Source organism: Bordetella sp. N, assembly GCF_001433395.1.
Classification (GTDB): domain Bacteria; phylum Pseudomonadota; class Gammaproteobacteria; order Burkholderiales; family Burkholderiaceae_B; genus Bordetella_C.
On record NZ_CP013111.1, the window covers coordinates 4,077,811 to 4,097,190 of the forward strand.

A 19,380-nucleotide genomic window follows, 5' to 3' on the forward strand; every position below is an offset into this window, starting at 1 on the left:
CCGGGATCAGCGCTACGGAGACGCGCATGCATGACCCGGACGCGATCAGCGTAAGACAACAAAGGATACTCGCGTGAGTGCCACCATCAAGCCCCGTGCTCCCATCATCGCCATCGTGGACGACGACGCGTCCGTGCGTATGGCGCTGGGACGGCTGCTACGGGCCATCGACCTGGAAGTCCGCCTGTACGACGGCGGTCAGGCCCTGTTGAACGACGCCGACGCGAATGCGCTGGACTGCATCGTCACCGACGTCCGCATGCCGGGCTTCAGTGGCTTCGATCTGTGCATGTCGCTGCGCAAGCGCGGCCTGGCCATGCCCATCGTCCTGATGACGGCCTATGTGCAGGAAGGCTATGCCGAAAGGGCCCGCGAAGCAGGCGCCGCCTGCTTTCTGCAAAAGCCCTTCGCGGACACGGAATTGATCGCCTGTATCGAACGGGCGGTAGGACGTCCGTCCGGCGCGCACTGACGCGGCGCCGCGGCTGCCGCAAGGCATGTAAAACAAAGGGCCGGCACCCTCAAGGTGTCGGCCCTTTTTATTGCACGATAGTGCAGGAATTACTTGAGCGCGGAATCGACAACCGCGTTGAGCGCCGAACCGTCAACCGTCACGGTCTGCTCGTTCAACAAGCCTTGCAGATAGGCCGCCGCGGTTTCCTGCTGGCGCTTCTGCCGCAAGGCATTGCGCAGGCTGTCGCTGACCTCGGCCAGGGTCGGCGTCGACTGCGGCGCCGAGTCCACCAGCTTCAGGATGTGGAAGCCCTGGCCCGATTGCACCGGCGCCGACACGTCGCCCTTCTTCAACTTGGCCACGACCGGACGCATCTCCGGCAGCAACTGGCCCAGGGGAATCAGGCCGGTGTCGCCACCGGTCTTGCCGGCGGGATCGTGTGAGTATTTCTTCATCAAGGCAGCGAAGTCGGCCTTGGGCGCCTGTGCCTGTTTGGCGACGGCGGCGGAATCCCGGCGGCCATCCGCCACGGCCTTGGCATCGTTCGCCGGCGCGGGGATGAAAATCTGCGCGACCCGATATAAAGCCGGCTTGACCATCTGGCCCTTGGTCTGGTCGTAGACGGCCTGCAGTTCCTTGCTGGACGGGTAATCGGCCGGCACCGTGCTGACCGACGCCAGATAGCTGCGGAACACGATGTCCTTGGTGGCCGCCTCGATCTGCGCTTTCACTTCCGGGCGCTGTGCCCAGTTCTTGCCCTGGGCCTGCTGCAGCAAGGCCTTGTCGGCGAGTTGCGACCGCACCAGGCGTTCAGCAATGGCGTGATTGGCCTTGATCTCGGCGCGCGCCTGGGGCGGCAGGCTCTTGAGCATGTTCTCGACATCGCCGCGCTGGACCTCCAGGCTGCCCGCCTTGGCGATCACGCTGGTGTCGGACGCCCTGGCGTCGGCAGGTTTCGGATCGGCGGCAAAGGACTGCGCCGTCACGGCCAGGCACACCGCGCCCGCGGCTGCCATCCATCGGTGTTGAACAGTTTTCATCGTGCTCGCATGGGTATGTGAGAGGACGTGGGGGAAAGACCACGCAAGCCCCCGATTATTCCACGTCCGCCGTGATGGACGAAACGGGCCCCGCAGGCAGGACGCAACGGCGTATTTCTGATGACATTATCCGCATCGCACGAAGGCCGCATAATTCAACTATGAATCGCATCGCATCTTCCCTTTTGCGCGGCCGCATTGCACGTAATATGCTTGCCGCTTTTCTGGCTCTCTCGCTGCCTTTGCTCTCCTTGCTTGCCATGCCGCCCGCGCCGGCCGTGGCAGCGGGTTTGCCTGCCGCCGTCGACGGCAAGGAATTGCCCTCGCTGGCGCCTATGCTGGAAGCCGTCACACCAGCCGTGGTGAACATCTCCGCGACCAGCGCGGACAAGCCGCCGCCTGGTTATTTCTATCTGCCGGGCCGCGGCCGCGTCACTCAAAGCTCGGGCTCCGGTGTCATCGTCGATGCCGCGCATGGCTACGTGTTGACCAATCATCATGTGGTGCGCGGGGCGGAATCGATCAAGGTGGCCTTGCAGGACGGCCGCAGTTTCGCCGCCAAGGTGCTGGGCAGCGACCCCGATACGGACCTGGCGGTGCTGCGCATCCCCGCGGATAACCTCAAGCAGTTGACCTTGACCGACTCCAGCGCCCTGCGCGTGGGCGATTTCGTGGTCGCCATCGGCGACCCCTTCGGCCTGGGCCAGGCGGCGACGTCGGGCATCGTGTCGGCCCTGGATCGATCCAGCCTGCGCGCCGCGGGCTACCAAAACTTTATCCAGACGGACGCCTCGATCAATCCCGGCAATTCGGGCGGCGCGCTGGTCAACCTGCGCGGCGAACTGGTCGGCATCAACACCATGATCTACACGCCCTCGGGCGGCAACGTGGGCATAGGCTTCGCCATTCCCTCCAATCTGGCCAGCGAGGTCATGCATCAATTGCTGGAGCACGGACAGGTGCAACGCGGCACCCTGGGCGTCGATGTGCTCGACATCACGCCCGGCATCGCGCAGCAATTGCGCATGGCGCCGGGCACGACGGGTGTCGTGATCGCGCGCGTGGTCGACGGGTCGCCCGCGGACAAGGCCGGCGCCAAGGCCCGCGACGTAGTGCTGGCGCTGGACGGCAAACCCATCACCACCCGCCAGCAATTCCACAATGCCGAAGGGTTGCTGCCGGTCGGCAAGAAGGTGCGGATGACTCTGCGCCGTGATGGCCGCAACCTGGACGTCACCGCCGCCATCGAAGCCGAAGCCAACGAAGCCATGCACGGCGGCACCGCCGACGCGCGCCTGACCGGCGTCGAGTTCGCCGAGATGCCGCGCGAACAACGCGTGCGCGGCAACGATGGGGTGGTCGTCAGCAACGTCTACCCGTCGCGCGGTCCGGTGGCGGCGCGCCTGCAACGCGGCGATGTCCTGATCGGTGTGAACCGGCGCCCCGTCAGCCGGCTGGCGGATTTGCGCGAACTGTTGTCGGGCGGCAGCGGGCAAACCCTGCTGCTGCAACTGATCCGCGGGCAGACCCGGTTCTACCTGCAAGTGCCGGCCGGACGCGTGTCCGGCATGCCGTCGTAGCAGCCCAGGGAAAACCCTGGGCCTGCCATTTACGCCACATAAGTCCGAAAAATCAGACTCCTTAACGCGCGGTTATACGTTTACGATATTTAGACATAGGACACGCGTCAGGCCCTTTCCTATGATCGGGTCATCATGCGGGCGCCCTCCGGAAGGACAGCGTCCGTACAAGTAAAGGGGTTAGCCATGCAGCAGGCCAGCATCGAACATTCGGACTCGCGGTTGGACGTCACCGACCGCCATCTATTGACCCTGCTGCAGGCGAACGCGCGCGAATCGGTCGCCCTGCTCGCCCGCAAACTGGGCCTGGCGCGAACCACCGTGGTGGCGCGCATCGCCAGGCTGGAGAAAAACGGCATCATCGCGGGCTATGGCGTGCGCCTGGGCCAGACCCTGGAAGAACACGTGGTGCGCAGCTATTGCTTCATCAGCGTGCGCCCCAAGACCGGCGCCCAGGTCGCCGCCGCGCTGAAGCGTTTGCCGGAAGTGGAAGAACTGTCCGCGGTCAGCGGCGTGTTCGATTACCTGGCGCTGCTGCGTTGCTCCCGCGTCGAACAACTCGACGCCCTGCTCGATCAGATCGGGCTGGTGGAAGGGGTCAACCATACCCAGAGTTCCATCGTCCTCAGCCGCAAGATAGACCGCCGTGCGGCCCTCGGTCAGTAGGCAGCACACACACCCGCTCAAGCCATCCCGACTCGCGCAGCCCCTCCATAGTCATTTCGACGAAATCTCTAGTCAAAATGACGAAAGCGCGCGACATTTCGACGCTCTGCACGCTACCAACCGACAGGCGCGATCCGTACGATTTCCTCACTTCCAACATTTGAGGTGAAGGGGAATCGATCATGGCATCACGCATTGAAAACGTACTCGTGCTGGGCGCGGGCAAGGTTGGCGGCACCATCGCGGACATGATGGCGCACTATCATGAACTGCCGGTGACATTGGCCGACGTTGCCCCGGCGCCGGCCGGCACGGACAAGCTGGTGCAGCGCCTGCAATGCGACGTGATGGACGACACGGCGCTCGGCGCCGCCGTCGAACGCCATTCGGTGGTCATCAACGCCCTGCCTTTCTACCTGGCCGAACGGGTCGCCACCCAGGCCGGACGCCTGGGCGTGCCGTATTTCGACCTGACGGAGGACGTGGCCGCCACCAGCGCCATCCGCCGCATCGCAGCCACCGCAGCCGCGCCCTTGATGCCCCAGTGCGGCCTGGCGCCCGGTGTGATCGGCATGCTGGGCAGCGATCTGGCCAGCGGCTTCGACGAATTGCATGACCTGCGCCTGCGAGTCGGCGCGTTGACCCGCAGCGCCAACAACGGCCTGCGCTACCACTTCACGTGGAGCATCGATGGGGTCATCAACGAGTACTGCAATCCTTGCGTGGCCATCGTCGACGGGCAGCTGCTTTCGGTGCAGCCCATGGAAGGCTATGAAACGCTGACCCTGGATGGCGAGCCCTTCGAGGCCTTCAACACATCCGGCGGCCTGGGCACCCTGTGCGAAACCCTGCAGGGGAAGGTCCGCAATCTCGACTACAAGACCCTGCGCTATCCCGGCCATCGGGACGCGATGAATTTCCTGCTGCACGACCTGCGCCTGATCGAGCGCCGCGACATTCTGCGCGACGTTCTGGAGTACGCCGTGCCGCATAGTCGCGATGACCTGGTGATCATCCATGCGTCGGCCAGCGGCATGCGCGATGGGCGCTTCGAGCAGGACAGCCGCACCTTGCGCTGCCAAGGCGCCAGCTTGCGCGGCAAGCGGCGCACGGCCATCGAACTGACGACCGCGGCCGGCATCGTGGGGGCTTTCGAACTTTTCAAGGAAGGCATTCTTCCGCAGCGCGGCTTCATCTCGCAGGAGCAGGTGCCGCTGGAAAGCTTCCTCGGTACGCGTACCGGCCACTATTACGCCGGACTGGGCGTGGAGGCGATCGCAGCATGATCCCCCGCGCATGGTCCGGCTTCGTGTTTTTTCCTACCCAAGCAGCCTGTGAAGACCATGCGCAAATCCCGCCTCGCCCTGATCGCACCGATAGTTTCCTTCTGCGCCGCCCTGTTCTCCGCGCCTGGCCAGGCGCAGACGGCCTACCCTGACCGGCCCGTGCGGCTCGTCATCCCCTACGCCGCCGGCGGGTCTCTGGACGTCGTCGGCCGCGTGCTGGCGGAGCGCTTCCAGGCCCAGACGGGGCAGTCACTGATCGTCGACAACCGCGGCGGCGCCGCGGGCCAGATCGCCGCGGACTATGTGGCGCGTGCGCCGGCGGACGGCTATACCTTGCTGCTGGGAACCGCGGCCCAGACCTCCATCGCCAATGCCTACTTCAAGAAGCTGCCCTATGACCCGATGAAGGATCTGCTGCCGGTGAGCTTGCTGGTCAACACGTCCAACGTCATCTTCGTGACCAAGGACTTTCCCGCGGCCACCATCGAGCAACTGCGCCAGCAGGTGAAGGATCATCCTGGCGAGGTCAGCTATGGGTCGCCCGGCAACGGCAGTGTCTCGCATCTGGCGACCGCGCTTTTCGAGGAGCGCACGGGGATGAAGATGTTGCACGTGCCTTATCGCGGCGCCGGTCCGGCGCTGAACGATCTTGCCGCCGGGCGCATCACCCTGCTGTTCACCTTGCTGGCCAGCGCCAAGCCCGTCATGGACTCGGGCAAGGTGCGCGCCCTGGCGGTCGCGGGTCCCAAGCGCAATCCCAGCCTGCCCGACGTCCCCACCTTGCAGGAAGCGGGCATCCAGGGCGCCGACAGTGGCGTGTGGATAGGCGTGATGGCGCCCAAAGGCACGCCTGATGCGGTGGTCAATAAACTCAACGACATCATCATGACCGCGCTGCAGGCGCCCGACCTGCGCAAACGCCTGGCCGACACGGGCGCCGACCTCGACCCCATGGGACCGAAAGAATTCGGCGCGATGCTCACGCAGGACGCCAAGACCTGGAAGGATGTGGTCACGGCGGCGCATATTCAGATGGAGTAATACGACGGCGGATTCGGTGGTTGCGCCCGATGCTCTATCATCGACAGGGTCCGCGCGAGCGCGTTCCTTCCCCCAAGGACGATGTTTTCGCGTGGATATCCTTCAATAAGAATATCGAGGAGACCTCATGCCGATACGCCGTGTCCTGGCCGGGCTTTGCGCCGTGGCCGCCAGCCTGATGCTTCATTGCGCGAATGCCGCGCCCGCTTCGGCGCCTCCGGTGCCGAAGACACCTACCGGGCCTTTGACCCTGTCCAGTCAGGGCAGCTTCTTTATAGGCGGGCGCGACGTCACGTCGGAGACCTTGTCGCTGTCGCCCAAATACGATGCGCATGGCACGGTGACGGTGGACCAGATGTATGTGCGTTACCAGATTCCCGCGCGGGCGAAGCGTTATCCCATCACCTTGATCCATGGTTGCTGCCTGACCGGGATGACCTGGGAAACCACGCCTGATGGCCGCATGGGCTGGGACGAGTATTTCCTGCGTAAAGGCTATTCGACGTATGTGATCGACCAGTCGGGCCGGGGACGCTCCGCCACGGATATCTCCGCCATCAACGCGGTGAAATCGGGCAAGGCCCCGGTCAGCTCATTGCCGGACCTGTTCGCCGCCGGCCATGAAGCGGCCTGGGCAATCTTCCGCTTCGGTACGCGGTACCCGGATGCCTTCAAGGACACGCAATTTCCCGTTCAGGCGCAGGCCGAGTTGTGGCAACAGATGGTGCCGGACTGGCTTGGGGCCATGCCGACGCCCAACCCCACGGTGGGGAATCTGTCCAAGCTGGCGATCAAGTTGAACGGGACGGTGCTGCTGAGCCATTCGCAATCGGGCATCTATCCTTTCCAAACCGCCGCCATGAACAGCAAGGGCATTGCCGCGATTGTGGCGGTGGAGCCGGGAGAGTGTCCCAAGGTGGAGGATGTGAAACCGCTGACCGGCATTCCGATTCTGGTCGTGTTCGGTGATCACATCGAGGAGTTTCCGCGCTGGGCGCCACGGCTGAAAGCCTGCCATGCGTTTATCGATGCCTTAAATGCGGCGGGAGGCAAGGGGGAGTTGATGAGCCTGCCGGCGTTGGGGGTACATGGGAATTCGCACATGATGATGCAGGACAGGAATAATTTGCAGGTGGCGGATTTGATCCTGGCGTGGATAGCGCGGAATACGGGGGCGACGAAGCGATAGCGCCAGAGGAGCCAGCGGAGCGGCGATTCAGGCGCTGGCGCGGACGATCAGGTCGAAACCGATGTCCTGGATGCGGTCGGTGACCGGCTGGCCGGCGGCTCGTTGCATGATCCATTCGGCCGCCTGGGTGCCGATGCGGCGGCCGTCGATGCGGACGGTGGTCAGGCTGGGGCTGGTATCCGCCGCGATGGGGTGATCGCCGAAGCCGATCACGGCCAGTTGGTCCGGCACGGCGATGCCGCGGTCGCGCGCTTCGGTCAACGCGCCCAGCGCCAGCATGTCGGTGCTGCAGAACACACCGTCGATATCCGGATGGCGCTGCAGCAAGTCCGCCAGCGCGCGCCGGCCCGAGCCCATGGGCGCGGGAGCATCCACGACAGCAGTCGGCAGCAGCGAAAGAGGATCATCGACTATCGGCGCGGACACTGCTCCGTTTGAACGCAGCGATGGGTTGGACACGGCACGACCAACTGCATCCACACCGGCAGTCAGCAGCAACCCCAAACGGGCCAACTCTTCCGCGTAACCCTTTCTGCGGCGCTGGGCGCGGGGGTCGTTGCCCGTGATCAGCGCGGGCCGGCGCACGCCGCGCGCGTGCATTGCTTGCGCCACGCGCGCGCCTACGGCTTCGTGGGAGAAGCCGATCAGCATGTCGACGGGCGTCGTCGTCAGGTCCCAGCTTTCCACCACCGGAATGCCGGAGCGGACCAGCCGCTGCCTTGCCGCTTCCGACTCCAGCACCCGCGTCAGGACGATGCCATCCGGTCCGCGGCTGATCAGGTTCTCCAGCAATTCGATTTCGTCGGCATCGTCGTAGCCGCTCTCGCCCAGCATCAGCTGGTAGCCCTGCGCGGCCAGCGTCTGCGTCAACGCCTCCAGGGTTTCCAGGAACACCGGCGACGCCAGGGCCGGCACCAGGGCGGCCACCAACCGGCTGCGGCCGGAGGCCAGGCCACCCGCCAGCCGGTTAGGCACGTAACCGACCTGCTGGATCGCTGCCCGCACATGGGCGACGGTGGCCTCGGGCACGGCGGCCGGGCTGTTCAACACCCGCGAAACGGTCTGCGCGGAAACGCCGGCCACCTGGGCGACGTCTGCCAGCGTAGCCCGCCCCGATCCCCGCCGCGCCCGCCGCAATGGCACGAGTGGCGCCGGGGCCGTCGGGGGCGTGCGGGGCGCGGGTGGCACACGTGCCCCCTGCACTCCGGGCCGCGCACGCGGCCGCGCCGGCTCCGGCATGGCGGGGGATTGACCTACAGAGGAAGACTTGGAGCGGCCGGGTTTCATGCCGCGCAAGATAGCACGGATGATTGTGTTAGCGCTAACGTTAGCGCTAATATTACGTCGCCCATGGCAGCGCACTGCGCAAGGCGCGCCAAACCCACCAACACGAGAGGACACACCGGCATCATGATGACGCAGATGAAGGGGCTTTACGTAGTGGCACAGACGCCGTTCGCGGCCGATGGCGCCTTGGACCTGGACAGCATCGACACGCTGACCGATTTCTACTTCAAGCATGGCGCCGCCGGCCTCACCGTGCTGGGCGTCGCGGGCGAAGCCGCCAAGCTGTCGGAAACCGAATCGATCAGCGCGGTGCAGCGCTTCGTCAAGCGCGCCCAGGGCAAGCCCGTCATCGCCGGCGTCAGCAATCCCAGCGTCGCGCAACTGGCCACCCTGACCCAGGCCGTCACTGAAGTCGGCGCCACCGGCGTCATGATCGCCCCGCCGCCCGGCCTGCGCACCGAAGAAGACGTGCTCAGCTACTACGGCGCGGTCTTCGATCGCATCGGCGACGTCCCCACCGTTCTGCAGGATTTCCCCTTCTCCACCGGCGTCTGGATGTCGGTGCCGACCATGGCGCGGCTGATCGAGCGCTTCCCGCAGATCCAGGCGATCAAGGAAGAGGACATCCCAAGCGCCGCCAAGATCACGCGACTGCGTGAAGCGCTGCCCCGCCACGTGCCCATCCTCACCGGCAACAACGCCGTCTTCCTGCCCCAGGAGCTGGGCCGGGGCATCGAAGGCCCGATGGCCGGCTTCTCGCATCCGGAGATGCTGTCCGGCGTGTACGCGCTGTACACCGAAGGCAAGCGCGACGCCGCCTTCGACCTGTTCAACCTCTACCTGCCGCTGCTGAACTTCGAGAACCAGTCCCAATGGGGCGTGGCCGTGCGCAAGGAAATCCTGCGTCGCCGCGGCGCCATCGCGTCCGCCGTCATGCGCGCGCCCGGCCCGCGCCTGAGCCCGCTGGACCTCAAGGATATCGACTACCTGCTGGAACGCCTGGCACAATCCCTGGCAAAACGGAGCCAGTGATGTCAGACCTTCCCCGCTACGAAGCCGCCGCCCTCATCGCCCACGCACGCACCCTGCTGGAAAAACTGGGCATGCCCACGGACAAGGCCACCGCCGTGGCTGAAATCCTGGTGGAAGCCGATCTCATGGGCAGCCCCACGCACGGGCTGAACCTCATCGATCAATACCTGGAACACGTGCAGAAGGGCCACATGCACGTACAGGGCGAGCCGGAAGTGGTCTCCAGACGGCCAGCAGTCGAAGTCTGGGACGGCAAGCGCCTGCCCGGCCCGTGGCTGGTCTTGCGGGCCCTGGACAGCGCCATCGAACGCGCCGCCACCTACGGCACCGGCACGGTGGTGATCAAGAACAGCCACCACATCGGCAGCCTGGCCACGTATCTGAAGCGCGCGACGGCGCGCGGCGTGGTGCTGCACCTGGTGTCGTCGGCGCCCAGCGCCACCAGCGTCGCGCCATTCGGCGGCCGCAAGGCGGTGTTCTCGCCCAGCCCCATCGCCATCGGCCTGCCCGCCACCAGCGATCCCATCCTGGTCGACATCTCCGCGTCCATCACCACCAACAATATGGTCAAGAAGCTGGCGCGCGAGGGCAAGAAACTGCCCGGCCAGTTCCTGCTGGACGCGGACGGCAACCCCAGCGACGACCCCGCCGCCATCGGCGGCGCGCAGCCCGGCACCTTGCTGCCCTTGGGCGGCCTGGACGCCGGCCACAAGGGCTACGGCCTGGCGCTGCTGGTGGAGGGCCTGACGGCGGGCCTGTCCGACCAGGGCCGCGCGCAGGACAACGGACCGATGGCCAACACCATCTATCTGCAGGTCATCGACCCGGAAGCATTCGGCGGCCTGCAGGCTTTCGAACAGCAGATGGAACAGATCGCCGAAGCCTGCCGCAACAATCCGCCCCGCCCCGGTGTCGACGCCGTACGCGTGCCGGGCCAGAAAGGCATGGCCACTGCCCGCCGGCAGGCGGAACAAGGCGTCGCGCTGGCGCCCGGTATCGTCGCGTCCCTGGCCAAGTGGTCCGAGCAATTGGGCGTGCCCATGCCCGTGCCCCGGGCGGCAGGCTGATCGCGCGCCGGCCGGCAGGTCCTCGATCGAAGACCACGCGTCTAAAGATCGGATCGGCTGGCGGCGCCGGCGCGCCAGGCGCTGAGCGGCCCGCCGCTCAGGTACAAGACAACCGGCTTATGGCAGTATCGCGGGTATCGTGGACCAGGGCGCTGCGGTGGCCCACCCGAACCACGCTATGGATATTCAAGGGGAGTCATGAAGAAGATCTGTATTTTCGGCGCCGGCTCGGTCGGCGGCCATATGGCGGCCCGCCTGGCACAGGCCGGCCTGGACGTTTCGGTCGTGGTGCGCGGCGCGCATCTGGCGGCCATCCGCAAGAACGGCCTGCGCCTGACCGCGCCGGACGCGGACTTCACCGTCCCCGTACACGCCAGCGACAATCCGGCCGACCTGGGCCCGCAGGATCTGGTCATCTCCACCTTGAAAGCGCAATCGCTGGGCGCTGCCGCCGCCGGCATGGCCACGCTGCTCAAGCCCGACACCCCGGTGGTGTTCGCGGTCAACGGCATCCCGTGGTGGTACTTCCACGGCATGCCCGACGACGGCAGCGGCAAGCCGGCCGCCACGCGCCTGCCGCGCCTCGATCCCGAAGGACTGGTCTGGCGCCATATCGGTGCTGAGCGCGCGCTGGGCTGCGTCATCCGCTCGCCCAACGAATTGTCCGCGCCCGGTGTGGTCCACAGCACCAGCACCACCAACACTTTCACCATCGGCGAACCGGACAACAGCGCGTCGCCGCGCCTGGCCACCATCGTGGAAACCTTGCAGCAGGGGCTGCCCGGCGCTCGTGCCAGCCAGCAGATTCGCAAGGACATCTGGGCCAAGCTGGTGTTGAATGTACCCAGTTCGCTGTCCTGCGCGCTGACGGTATCGACCGCGCCGGAACTGTTCGCGCGGGAAGACACGCGCGAACTGTGGCGCCTGCTGGGCAACGAGGCCCATGCCGTCGCCGCCGCGCATGGCATCGACGCGGGCTTCGACCTGGACGCGCAGATCAGTTCCGGCGGCAAGAACCGCCATCCGCCGTCGATGCTGCAAGACCTGCTGGCCGGCCGGCCCATGGAGCTGGACGCCCAGATGCGCGCCGTCCAGGATCTCGGCCGCATGGCCGGCGTCCCCACGCCCACGCTGGACGTGGCGGTGACCTTGCTGGCGCACCGGGAACGCTCGGAGTTCGCGGCGTCGTTGCGCGCACAGGCCTGATTCCTCAACCGCGCAGCCGCGCCAGGAGGCAGCATGAAAGTCGAAGGTCGTTGCCATTGCGGCGCCGTTGCATTCGAGGCGGAGGTCGATCCGGCCACCGTCGCGGTGTGCCATTGCGCCGATTGCCAGAAGCAGTCCGGGTCCGCGTTTCGCACCAACGTTCCCGCCAGCGCCGACAGATTCCATCTTTTGAAGGGGACCCCGCGGCGCTACATCAAGACGGCGGACAGCGGGAATCGCCGCGTTCACGCCTTCTGCGAAAACTGCGGCACGCCGATCTATGCCTGTGCGATCGAGAATCCGCAGACGTATTCGCTGCGTGTCGGCACCCTGGACCAGCGCCAGGAACTGGGCCGGCCCGCCCGGCAGATCTGGACCAAGCGCCAGCTGCCGTGGCTGCATGAACTGGACACCGTGCCCGGCGTCGAAGGACAGCCTAAGGGCTGAGCGCCAGGATGAGGGCCGCAGGCCCGCCAGGGCGCGGCACGCGGGCCGGTTAGCGCCCTGCTATTCGTCCTGCGCGATCACCAGCAACACCGACGCCGGCACCTTGCCCACCGACGTGATCTTGTGCGGGATGCTGGAATTGAAATGCGCGCTGTCGCCCGCGTGCAGCGTCTCGGTACGCCGCGCCAGACGCAGATCTATCGAGCCTTTGAGCACATAGAGCAGTTCCTCGCCCTTGTGATGACTCATCGGATGGTTGCGCACCGGCTCGTCGCTGGGCGACACCACGAACGCCACCATGCGGTGATTGGGCTGCGCGCCGGACACCACGCGCGGCGGCCGCGCCATGCCATCGGGACCGCGTACGTCCCCGCCCCGCCCTTCTCCCTTCACCGCGCGACTGATCACCACCGGATCGTCATCGGGCGAATCAGCGAACAACTCCTCCACCGTCACGCCCAGGGCCTTGGCGATCTTCAGGCCCGCGCTGATCGACGGCGACGACACGCCCCGCTCCAGCTTGGACACATAGCTGCGCGTCAGCTCGGCGGCCTGGGCCAGCGCCTCCAGCGTCATACCGGCCTGCACGCGTAACAACTTCAACTTGACGGACATGCCTTTCCTTTACTTCGCTACCGCGGGATTTCCCCAATCTTTCCGATATTTCCAATATGACACAAGTGTCCTAAACTACATTCGTGTCACAGGGTACTCACTTGCCCGAACGCCGTATTGATCCCGGACAAACCTGCTGACAGGGGGGAACCGGCGCGGCACACATAACGGGAGGCGGCCGTGCCTGGCCGCCCCGCACATGAAAGGGGTCTATCTTATGTCGTTCCGTTCCCGCCTACGGGCCTTTTTGCCCTCCGCCTGCCTGGGCTTGGCCACTTTGTTGGCGGCGTCCGCGCCGGCCAGCGCTGAAACCTACCCGGACAAACCCATCCGCCTGATCGTGCCTTTCGGCGCCGGCGGCATCACGGACGTGGCGGGACGACTGATCGCCCAATATCTGGGCGAGGAACTGAAGCAGCAGATCATCATCGAAAACCGCCCCGGCGCCGGCGGTTCGATCGCGGCCCAGGTGCTGACCCAGTCGAAACCGGACGGCTATACCCTGCTGCTGGGGACGGTCGGCACGCAGGTGGTCAACAAGATGCTCTACGCCAAGCTCAGCTACGACCCCGCCGCCCTGACGCCGGTGTCGCTGTTGAGCAACTCCCCTTTCGTGCTGGCCATTCACGGCGTCGATGGCGTGCATGACCTCAAGGGCTTGGCGGCCTACGCCAAGGCGCACCCCAACCAGCTGAACGCCGGATCGGCCGGCAATGGCAGTTCGCCGCATCTGGGCCTGGAGCTGTTCAAGCTGATCACTGGCACCCAGATCACCCATATTCCCTTCAAGAGCGGCATCGAAGCCGTGAATGCCGCGGTCGGCGGCCAGGTGCAGGTGGTCATCGACGCCCTGCCCGTGATCCAGCCGCAGGACAAGGCCGGACGCCTGAAGATGCTGGCCCTGGCCGCGCCCAAGCGCAGCGCCATCGCGCCCGATCTGGCCACCAGTGTGGACGAAGGCATGCCGGACTTCCAGGTCGGCTCCTGGAACGCGCTGATCGCCCCGCCCGGAATGCCCCAGGCCCAGGTCGAGATCCTCAACCAGGCCCTGGAACGCGCCATGGCCCAGCCCAAGCTCGTCGCCCGGCTGGCGGAAATGGGCATCGAGCCCCTGCCCACCGGCCTGGCGGCTTACCAGGCCCATGTGAAAGCCGAGACCGACAAGTGGTACAAGGTCATTCAGGCCGCCGGTACCCGTCTCGACTAGAACGATTCTTCATCCATCATCACCGAGGTCCACCATCATGAACGCCAACGATACCTTCCAGCTCGACAAGGCCACTCTGGTCGATCAATCGACCGCGCAAATGGACCGGCAATTCGCCGAGAGCGGCTACACGCTGCGCCAGAAGCTGGCGCTGACCTGCCGCATCCTGTTCGAAAACGGCCATGACTCGGGTCTCGCCGGCCAGATCACGGCGCGCACCGGCACGCCCGGCGAGTTCTATACGCAGCGCCTGGGACTGGGTTTCGACGAAATCTCGGAAGACAATCTGCTGCGGGTGGATGAAGACTTGAACGTGCTGGAAGGCGGTGGCATGGCCAACCCGGCGAACCGCTTCCACTCCTGGGTGTACCGCGCGCGGCCGGACGTCAACTGCATCATCCATACCCATGCGGTCCACACCGCCGCCCTGGGCATGCTGGAGACACCGCTGGTCATCTCGCATATGGACAACTGCGTGCTTTACGACGATGTGGCCTTCGTCGCGCAGTGGCCCGGCGTTCCGGTGGGCAATGAGGAAGGCGTGCTCATCTCCGGCGCGCTGGGCAACAAGCGCGCGCTGATGCTGTCGCACCATGGCCTGCTGATCGCCGGCCAGAGCGTCGAGGAAGCCTGCGTGCTGGCCATCGCCTTCGAGCGCGCGGCCCGCATGCAGCTGCTGGCGATGGCCGCCGGCGACATCAAGCCGATCGATCCCGCCCTGGGCAAGGAAGCGCACGACTGGATCCTGCGGCCGACGCGCAACACGGTGGGCTTCGAGTACTACGCGCGGCGCGCGTTGAAGAATCCGCGTAACGCGGATTGCCTCAGCCGCTAAGCACACACGCCGCACCGCCCGCTCAAAGCCGCCCGGTCAAAGCGGCCTGCTTAGAGCCGCCCACGTGCCCGCAGGCGCTGCGCCAGGCGCGGATAGACGCGCAAGGCGTTCTCGCCCAGCACCTTGGCGCGGTGCGCGGGCTGCAGCCAATCGACGGCGTCGATGTAGCGCTTGGTGTCGTCGTAGTAATGGCCCGTGCGCGGATCGATGCCCTTGACCGCGCCGACGATCTCCGACGCGAACAGCACGTTGTCGGGCGGCACCACTTCCAGCAGCAGTTCGATGCCTGGCCGGTGATAGACGCAGGTGTCGAAGAAGACATTGTTCATCAGCTCCTCCACCGTCGGCCGTCCGAACTGCTGGGCCAGCCCGCGGTAGCGGCCCCAATGGAAAGGCACGGCGCCGCCGCCATGCGGGATCACGAAACGCAGGGTGGGAAAGTCCTTGAAGATATCCGCCATCAGGAACTGCATGAACGCGGTGGTATCGCCGTTCAGGTAATGCGCGCCGGTGTGATGGAAATTAGGATTGCAGGAGCAGCTGACGTGGACCATGGCCGGCACGTCCAGTTCCACCAGCGTTTCGAACAGCGGATACCAGTGCTTTTGCGTCAGGGGCGGATCGGTCCAGTAGCCGTCGGTGGGGTCGGGATTGACGTTGCAGCCGACGAAGCCCAGTTCCTGCACGCAGCGTTTCAACTCCCCTATGCAATTCGCCGGGCTGACGCCGGGCGACTGCGGCAGCTGGCAGACGCCGACCAGCTGGTCGGGATACAACTCCACCGCGCGATAGATCAGGTCGTTGCAAGCCCGCGTCCAGTTGGCGCTGGTAGTGGCGTCACCGACGTGATGCGCCATCGCTCCGGCGATGGGCGAGAACAACGTCAGGTCGACGCCGCGTTCTCGCTGGATGCGTAGCTGGTTGGGCTCCAGCGATTCGCGGATCTCGTCGTCGCTGATATGGAAATCCGGCGTCAGCACCTTGCCGGCGGCGTGGGCTTCGGTCTGGCGCGCGCGCCATGCCTTGAGCGCGGCGGGCGCGGTGGTGTAGTGGCCGTGGCAATCGATGATCATATGGGTGTCCTACGGATGAAGATGTTTCAAGTACGGCGTACGGGGATACAGCCGTAGTTTTGTCGCATGCGGCCTTTGCTGATGAATCACAGCATCGCGGCGGGCCGGGCCGACACGGCCCGCCTGCGATCTACTCAACCTTGAGATTGAATTGCTTGGCCACGTCCATATAGGCCCGCAATTCCTCGTCGAAGAAAGTGGTGAAGGCCGGCGTCGGCTGCGGCGCGGCTTCGATGCCCAGTTTGTCCAAGGCTTCGATGACATTCGGCTCGGCCATCACCACCTGGATCGCGTCGGACAATTTCTTCACGACCGGCTGCGGCGTGCCGGCGGGCGCGAACAAGCCCCACCAGCCGGTGCGCTCCAGATTCGGTACGCCTGCTTCCGCGAACGTCGGCACCTTGGACAAGCGGTGGAAACGCTCCGTCCCGGTCACCGCCAGCGCGCGCAGCTTGCCGTTCTCCACCAGGGGCACGACTTCGCTTGCTGTAGGAATCATGAAGGTCAGGCGGCCCGCCAGCAGATCCGGCAAGGCGGCAGAACCGCCCTTGTAGAGCACCTGCACGGGCTTGGTGCCGGTGTTCTGCGGAAACAGCAGATTGGTCGGCGCGCCGGCGCCCACCGCGCCATACGAAGCCTTGTCCGGATTCTTTTTCATCCAGGCCACGAGCCCGGCCACGTCCTTGGCCGGCGAGTTGTCCGGCACCACCAGCACGAAAGGCGCGCGGCCCGTCCGCGCGATCGGCTGTAGATCCTTGGCCGCGTCATAAGGCAGATTGGCCGTGGTGGCGCGGTTGAAACCCAAGTAGGTCGCGCCCATCAGCAAGGTATAGCCGTCCGGCGCGGCGCGGGCGGCGTATTCCGTGCCGATGTTGCCGTTGGCGCCGCCACGGTTCTCGACCACGACACTCTGCTTCAGGCGTTTGCCCAACTCGGTCGCCACCACGCGCGAGATATTGTCGACGCCACCGCCCGCGGCGTAGGGGACGACCAGGCGAACGGGCTTGTCTGGGTAGTCGGCCCAGGCGCTGCCCGCGGCGCCGCTCCAGAGCACGAGCGCGGCCACGGCCACGCGGATAGGACGCAGATTCATGATGTCTCCTGGTGTCTTGTATGTGGTTTTGGATTTCTTGTGCCGGAGCCGTCTTGATTCCGCTCGCCCGGACCTCCTGTTGCCCCGGCACGTTTCCAAGCACACTTGCAGCGTAGGCGCGGCGGACAGCGGGAACAACATCGGTCCGCCAGGCGGACCGATATAAGATAGGCGCACAGAGGGGCCCAAACTGAAGCCCACACCAGGTGCCCAGTACGAGGAGACAGCGATGAGTGAAAACCCTGACGAGCTGGTCGCGGCCGCCACGCGCGCCCTGGCCATCCTCGACGTATTCAGCATGGAAGAGCCGCATCTGGGCCTGAGTGACATCGCCCGCCGGGTCGGACTGGCCAAGACTACCGCCCTGCGTCTGCTGAAGACGCTGGAAGCCAGCCATTACGTCGCGCGCACCGAGCAGGCGCAGTGGCGTCTGGGTCCCGCCACCGCGTCACTGGGATCGCGCTACACCATGGCTTTCGACGTGCGCGAAAGCATCGAGCCGGCGTTGCGCAAGCTCTCCGATGAAACCGGCGAAGACATGTCTTTCTTCGTGCGCGACGGTGACCGCCGCATCCGCCTGGTCAAGGTGCGCTGCCCGCAGGCCTCGCACAACCGCGCGCGCGTGGGCGAAGCCATGCCGCTGGATCGCGGGGCTTCAGGATTGGTGCTCTTGGCTTATATGGGAGAGGCGGGACCGCTCTACGATGCCATCCGCGCGCGGGGCTATCACGTCACGGTCGGCGAAGCGCGGCAGACGTCGGCCAGCATCGCGGTGCCCGTGTTCGGCAACCGCTGGCGCGTGGCGGGCGCGCTATGCATAGGCATGCCGGTCAGCAGCGACGTGGCGCCACGCCTGCACGCCTATGCGCCGCGCCTGATGCAGGCGGCACAAGCCTTGTCGGCGATGTTGAGTTTCGATGCCGGCGTGGCCCGCCACGGCAGCCGGCTACAGGCGACCTGGCACCCGTAGGGATCGCGCGTGGCCGCCGCAGCCTTGTGTCCGAGCCGCGCCGATGACCGGCGCAACGCAACGCCGCGACGGCGCTCAAGTTGTCGTGGACGGCGCGGTCAAGCTGCCAGGCAAGACGCCGGCACGCGGATCCAGCCTTCCATCAGGATGCGCGCGCTGCGGCTCATCAAGGCCTTGGTCACTTGCCAATCACCGTCGACCTGCCTGGCCTCGGCGCCGACGCGCAAGGTGCCCGACGGATGGCCGAAGCGCACCGACTGGCGTTCGCCGCCACCGGCGGCCAGGTTGACCAGCGTGCCCGGCACCGCGGCCGCCGTGCCGATGGCGACCGCCGCGGTCCCCATCATGGCGTGGTGCAGCTTGCCCATGGACAGCGCGCGCACCAGCAGGTCCGCGTCACCCGTGCCCACCGGTTTGCCGCTGGAAGACGTATAGGCGCTGGGCGGCGCGACGAAGGCGACCTTGGGCGTGTGCTGCCGGGTCGCCGCTTCGGCCAGGTCCTTGATCAGGCCCATTTTCAAGGCGCCATGCGCGCGGATGGTTTCGAAGCGCGCCAGAGCCGCGTCGTCGGAATTGAGATCATCCTGCAGTTCGCGGCCGGTATAGCCGATGTCGGCGGCGTTGAGGAATATCGTCGGAATGCCGGCATTGATCAAGGTCGCGTCGAAGGTGCCGATACCCGGCACCTCCAGGCGATCGACCACTTTGCCGGTCGGGAACATCGCGCCGCCGTCCTCGCCTTCGTCCGCCGGATCCAGGAACTCCAGCCGCACTTCCGCCGCGGGGAACGTCACGCCGTCCAGTTCGAAGTCGCCCAGTTCCTGCACCTGGCCATCCTTGATGGGCACATGCGCGACGATGGTCTTGCCGATATTGGCCTGCCAAATGCGTAGCGTGACCTCGCCGTTGCGCGGGATGCGCGCGGCATCGATCAAGCCCATGTGGATGGCGCAAGGCCCGACGGCGGCCGACAGATTGCCGCAGTTGCCGCTCCAGTCCACGAAAGGCTTGTCGATCGACACCTGGCCGAACAGATAGTCGATGTCATGGCCCGGCCGCGTGCTGCGCGCCAGGATCACCGATTTGCTGGTGCTGGACGACGCATTGCCCATGCCGTCGATCTGCTTGCCATAAGGGTCCGGGCTGCCGAGGGCGCGCAACAGAATGGCGTCGCGCACCTTGCCGGGCTGGCGCGCCGCTTCAGGCAGATCCTCCAGCCGGAAGAACACGCCTTTGCTGGTGCCCCCACGCATATAGGTCGCGGGAATCTTGATTTGATGATCCATGGCCAT

General features: G+C 65.8%; 19 protein-coding genes. 13 read left to right on the top strand and 6 right to left on the bottom strand.

Features of this window, described 5'->3' with window-relative positions; genetic code table 11:
- Window positions 1-73 precede the first annotated feature (73 nt).
- Entirely contained in the window at window positions 74-472 is a 399-nt protein-coding gene (locus ASB57_RS17380; RefSeq protein ID WP_231755180.1) for a response regulator transcription factor, read from the top strand.
- A gap of 89 nt (window positions 473-561) precedes the next feature.
- Here the strand turns inward: ASB57_RS17380 and ASB57_RS17385 are convergent, their stop codons facing one another.
- Entirely contained in the window at window positions 562-1,494 is a 933-nt protein-coding gene (locus ASB57_RS17385; protein WP_082621676.1) for a peptidylprolyl isomerase, read from the bottom strand.
- Between the two features lie 209 nt (window positions 1,495-1,703).
- Between ASB57_RS17385 and ASB57_RS17390 the strand changes: the two genes are divergently transcribed.
- The 5 genes from ASB57_RS17390 (at window position 1,704) to ASB57_RS17410 (ending at window position 7,256) form a co-directional block, all read left to right on the top strand.
- Window positions 1,704-3,074, top strand: a complete 1,371-nt coding sequence (locus ASB57_RS17390; protein WP_156414195.1) for a Do family serine endopeptidase — start codon at window positions 1,704-1,706, stop codon at window positions 3,072-3,074.
- Between the two features lie 186 nt (window positions 3,075-3,260).
- Window positions 3,261-3,740 carry an Lrp/AsnC family transcriptional regulator gene (locus tag ASB57_RS17395; RefSeq protein ID WP_057653363.1) on the top strand — a complete coding sequence of 160 codons (480 nt, stop codon included), beginning with the start codon at window positions 3,261-3,263 and terminating at the stop codon, window positions 3,738-3,740.
- Between the two features lie 182 nt (window positions 3,741-3,922).
- Entirely contained in the window at window positions 3,923-5,026 is a 1,104-nt protein-coding gene (locus tag ASB57_RS17400; RefSeq protein WP_057653364.1) for a saccharopine dehydrogenase family protein, read from the top strand.
- A gap of 57 nt (window positions 5,027-5,083) precedes the next feature.
- A complete protein-coding gene (locus ASB57_RS17405) occupies window positions 5,084-6,067 on the top strand; it encodes a tripartite tricarboxylate transporter substrate binding protein (RefSeq protein WP_156414197.1) in 984 nt (327 codons plus the stop codon).
- Window positions 6,068-6,194: 127 nt separating this feature from the next.
- The gene (locus ASB57_RS17410; RefSeq protein WP_057653366.1) at window positions 6,195-7,256 is read left to right on the top strand and encodes an esterase; all 1,062 of its coding nucleotides are present in this window, start codon (window positions 6,195-6,197) and stop codon (window positions 7,254-7,256) included.
- 27 nt (window positions 7,257-7,283) lie between these two features.
- Here ASB57_RS17410 and ASB57_RS17415 read toward each other — a convergent pair whose 3' ends face one another.
- Window positions 7,284-8,495, bottom strand: a complete 1,212-nt coding sequence (locus tag ASB57_RS17415) for a LacI family DNA-binding transcriptional regulator (RefSeq protein WP_082621677.1) — start codon at window positions 8,493-8,495, stop codon at window positions 7,284-7,286.
- A gap of 171 nt (window positions 8,496-8,666) precedes the next feature.
- Between ASB57_RS17415 and ASB57_RS17420 the strand changes: the two genes are divergently transcribed.
- The 4 genes from ASB57_RS17420 (at window position 8,667) to ASB57_RS17435 (ending at window position 12,295) form a co-directional block, all read left to right on the top strand.
- Window positions 8,667-9,575 (top strand): dihydrodipicolinate synthase family protein, encoded by a 909-nt coding sequence (locus tag ASB57_RS17420; RefSeq protein WP_057653367.1) that lies wholly within the window; start codon window positions 8,667-8,669, stop codon window positions 9,573-9,575.
- Window positions 9,575-10,642 (top strand): Ldh family oxidoreductase, encoded by a 1,068-nt coding sequence (locus tag ASB57_RS17425; RefSeq protein WP_057653368.1) that lies wholly within the window; start codon window positions 9,575-9,577, stop codon window positions 10,640-10,642. The genes ASB57_RS17420 and ASB57_RS17425 overlap by 1 nt, the downstream gene beginning before the upstream one ends.
- 198 nt (window positions 10,643-10,840) lie before the next feature.
- Window positions 10,841-11,848 carry a ketopantoate reductase family protein gene (locus ASB57_RS17430; protein WP_057653369.1) on the top strand — a complete coding sequence of 336 codons (1,008 nt, stop codon included), beginning with the start codon at window positions 10,841-10,843 and terminating at the stop codon, window positions 11,846-11,848.
- A 33-nt stretch (window positions 11,849-11,881) separates the two neighbouring features.
- Complete coding sequence (locus tag ASB57_RS17435) at window positions 11,882-12,295, top strand: GFA family protein (RefSeq protein ID WP_057653370.1); 414 nt, start codon at window positions 11,882-11,884, stop codon at window positions 12,293-12,295.
- A 60-nt stretch (window positions 12,296-12,355) separates the two neighbouring features.
- On the opposite strand, the gene ASB57_RS17440 is transcribed toward ASB57_RS17435, so the two are convergent.
- Complete coding sequence (locus ASB57_RS17440) at window positions 12,356-12,910, bottom strand: XRE family transcriptional regulator (protein WP_057653371.1); 555 nt, start codon at window positions 12,908-12,910, stop codon at window positions 12,356-12,358.
- A 217-nt stretch (window positions 12,911-13,127) separates the two neighbouring features.
- Here ASB57_RS17440 and ASB57_RS17445 point away from each other — a divergent pair, with 217 nt between their 5' ends.
- Window positions 13,128-14,117 (top strand): tripartite tricarboxylate transporter substrate binding protein, encoded by a 990-nt coding sequence (locus ASB57_RS17445; protein ID WP_082621678.1) that lies wholly within the window; start codon window positions 13,128-13,130, stop codon window positions 14,115-14,117.
- Window positions 14,118-14,154: 37 nt separating this feature from the next.
- The gene (locus tag ASB57_RS17450; RefSeq protein ID WP_057653372.1) at window positions 14,155-14,952 is read left to right on the top strand and encodes an aldolase; all 798 of its coding nucleotides are present in this window, start codon (window positions 14,155-14,157) and stop codon (window positions 14,950-14,952) included.
- A gap of 50 nt (window positions 14,953-15,002) precedes the next feature.
- On the opposite strand, the gene ASB57_RS17455 is transcribed toward ASB57_RS17450, so the two are convergent.
- Together ASB57_RS17455 and ASB57_RS17460 are read right to left on the bottom strand one after the other, a co-directional pair.
- The gene (locus ASB57_RS17455) at window positions 15,003-16,025 is read right to left on the bottom strand and encodes an amidohydrolase family protein (RefSeq protein ID WP_057653373.1); all 1,023 of its coding nucleotides are present in this window, start codon (window positions 16,023-16,025) and stop codon (window positions 15,003-15,005) included.
- A 130-nt stretch (window positions 16,026-16,155) separates the two neighbouring features.
- The gene (locus ASB57_RS17460) at window positions 16,156-17,118 is read right to left on the bottom strand and encodes a tripartite tricarboxylate transporter substrate binding protein (protein ID WP_057653374.1); all 963 of its coding nucleotides are present in this window, start codon (window positions 17,116-17,118) and stop codon (window positions 16,156-16,158) included.
- A 229-nt stretch (window positions 17,119-17,347) separates the two neighbouring features.
- Between ASB57_RS17460 and ASB57_RS17465 the strand changes: the two genes are divergently transcribed.
- Window positions 17,348-18,088, top strand: coding sequence for an IclR family transcriptional regulator (locus ASB57_RS17465; RefSeq protein ID WP_057653375.1), 741 nt, complete (start codon window positions 17,348-17,350; stop codon window positions 18,086-18,088).
- A 98-nt stretch (window positions 18,089-18,186) separates the two neighbouring features.
- Here ASB57_RS17465 and prpF read toward each other — a convergent pair whose 3' ends face one another.
- A complete protein-coding gene (gene prpF, locus ASB57_RS17470; protein WP_057653376.1) occupies window positions 18,187-19,380 on the bottom strand; it encodes a 2-methylaconitate cis-trans isomerase PrpF in 1,194 nt (397 codons plus the stop codon).

Bases quoted from the DNA above. Each gene is read 5' to 3' on its own strand.
- ASB57_RS17385 (WP_082621676.1), bottom strand. From the start codon at position 1,494: ATGAAAACTGTTCAACACCGATGGATGGCAGCCGCGGGCGCGGTGTGC.
- ASB57_RS17390 (WP_156414195.1), top strand. From the start codon at position 1,704: ATGCTTGCCGCTTTTCTGGCTCTCTCGCTGCCTTTGCTCTCCTTGCTT.
- ASB57_RS17395 (WP_057653363.1), top strand. From the start codon at position 3,261: ATGCAGCAGGCCAGCATCGAACATTCGGACTCGCGGTTGGACGTCACC.
- ASB57_RS17400 (WP_057653364.1), top strand. From the start codon at position 3,923: ATGGCATCACGCATTGAAAACGTACTCGTGCTGGGCGCGGGCAAGGTT.
- ASB57_RS17405 (WP_156414197.1), top strand. From the start codon at position 5,084: ATGCGCAAATCCCGCCTCGCCCTGATCGCACCGATAGTTTCCTTCTGC.
- ASB57_RS17410 (WP_057653366.1), top strand. From the start codon at position 6,195: ATGCCGATACGCCGTGTCCTGGCCGGGCTTTGCGCCGTGGCCGCCAGC.
- ASB57_RS17415 (WP_082621677.1), bottom strand. From the start codon at position 8,495: ATGCCGGAGCCGGCGCGGCCGCGTGCGCGGCCCGGAGTGCAGGGGGCA.
- ASB57_RS17420 (WP_057653367.1), top strand. From the start codon at position 8,667: ATGATGACGCAGATGAAGGGGCTTTACGTAGTGGCACAGACGCCGTTC.
- ASB57_RS17425 (WP_057653368.1), top strand. From the start codon at position 9,575: ATGTCAGACCTTCCCCGCTACGAAGCCGCCGCCCTCATCGCCCACGCA.
- ASB57_RS17430 (WP_057653369.1), top strand. From the start codon at position 10,841: ATGAAGAAGATCTGTATTTTCGGCGCCGGCTCGGTCGGCGGCCATATG.
- ASB57_RS17435 (WP_057653370.1), top strand. From the start codon at position 11,882: ATGAAAGTCGAAGGTCGTTGCCATTGCGGCGCCGTTGCATTCGAGGCG.
- ASB57_RS17440 (WP_057653371.1), bottom strand. From the start codon at position 12,910: ATGTCCGTCAAGTTGAAGTTGTTACGCGTGCAGGCCGGTATGACGCTG.
- ASB57_RS17445 (WP_082621678.1), top strand. From the start codon at position 13,128: ATGTCGTTCCGTTCCCGCCTACGGGCCTTTTTGCCCTCCGCCTGCCTG.
- ASB57_RS17450 (WP_057653372.1), top strand. From the start codon at position 14,155: ATGAACGCCAACGATACCTTCCAGCTCGACAAGGCCACTCTGGTCGAT.
- ASB57_RS17455 (WP_057653373.1), bottom strand. From the start codon at position 16,025: ATGATCATCGATTGCCACGGCCACTACACCACCGCGCCCGCCGCGCTC.
- ASB57_RS17460 (WP_057653374.1), bottom strand. From the start codon at position 17,118: ATGAATCTGCGTCCTATCCGCGTGGCCGTGGCCGCGCTCGTGCTCTGG.
- ASB57_RS17465 (WP_057653375.1), top strand. From the start codon at position 17,348: ATGAGTGAAAACCCTGACGAGCTGGTCGCGGCCGCCACGCGCGCCCTG.
- prpF (WP_057653376.1), bottom strand. From the start codon at position 19,380: ATGGCCATGGATCATCAAATCAAGATTCCCGCGACCTATATGCGTGGG.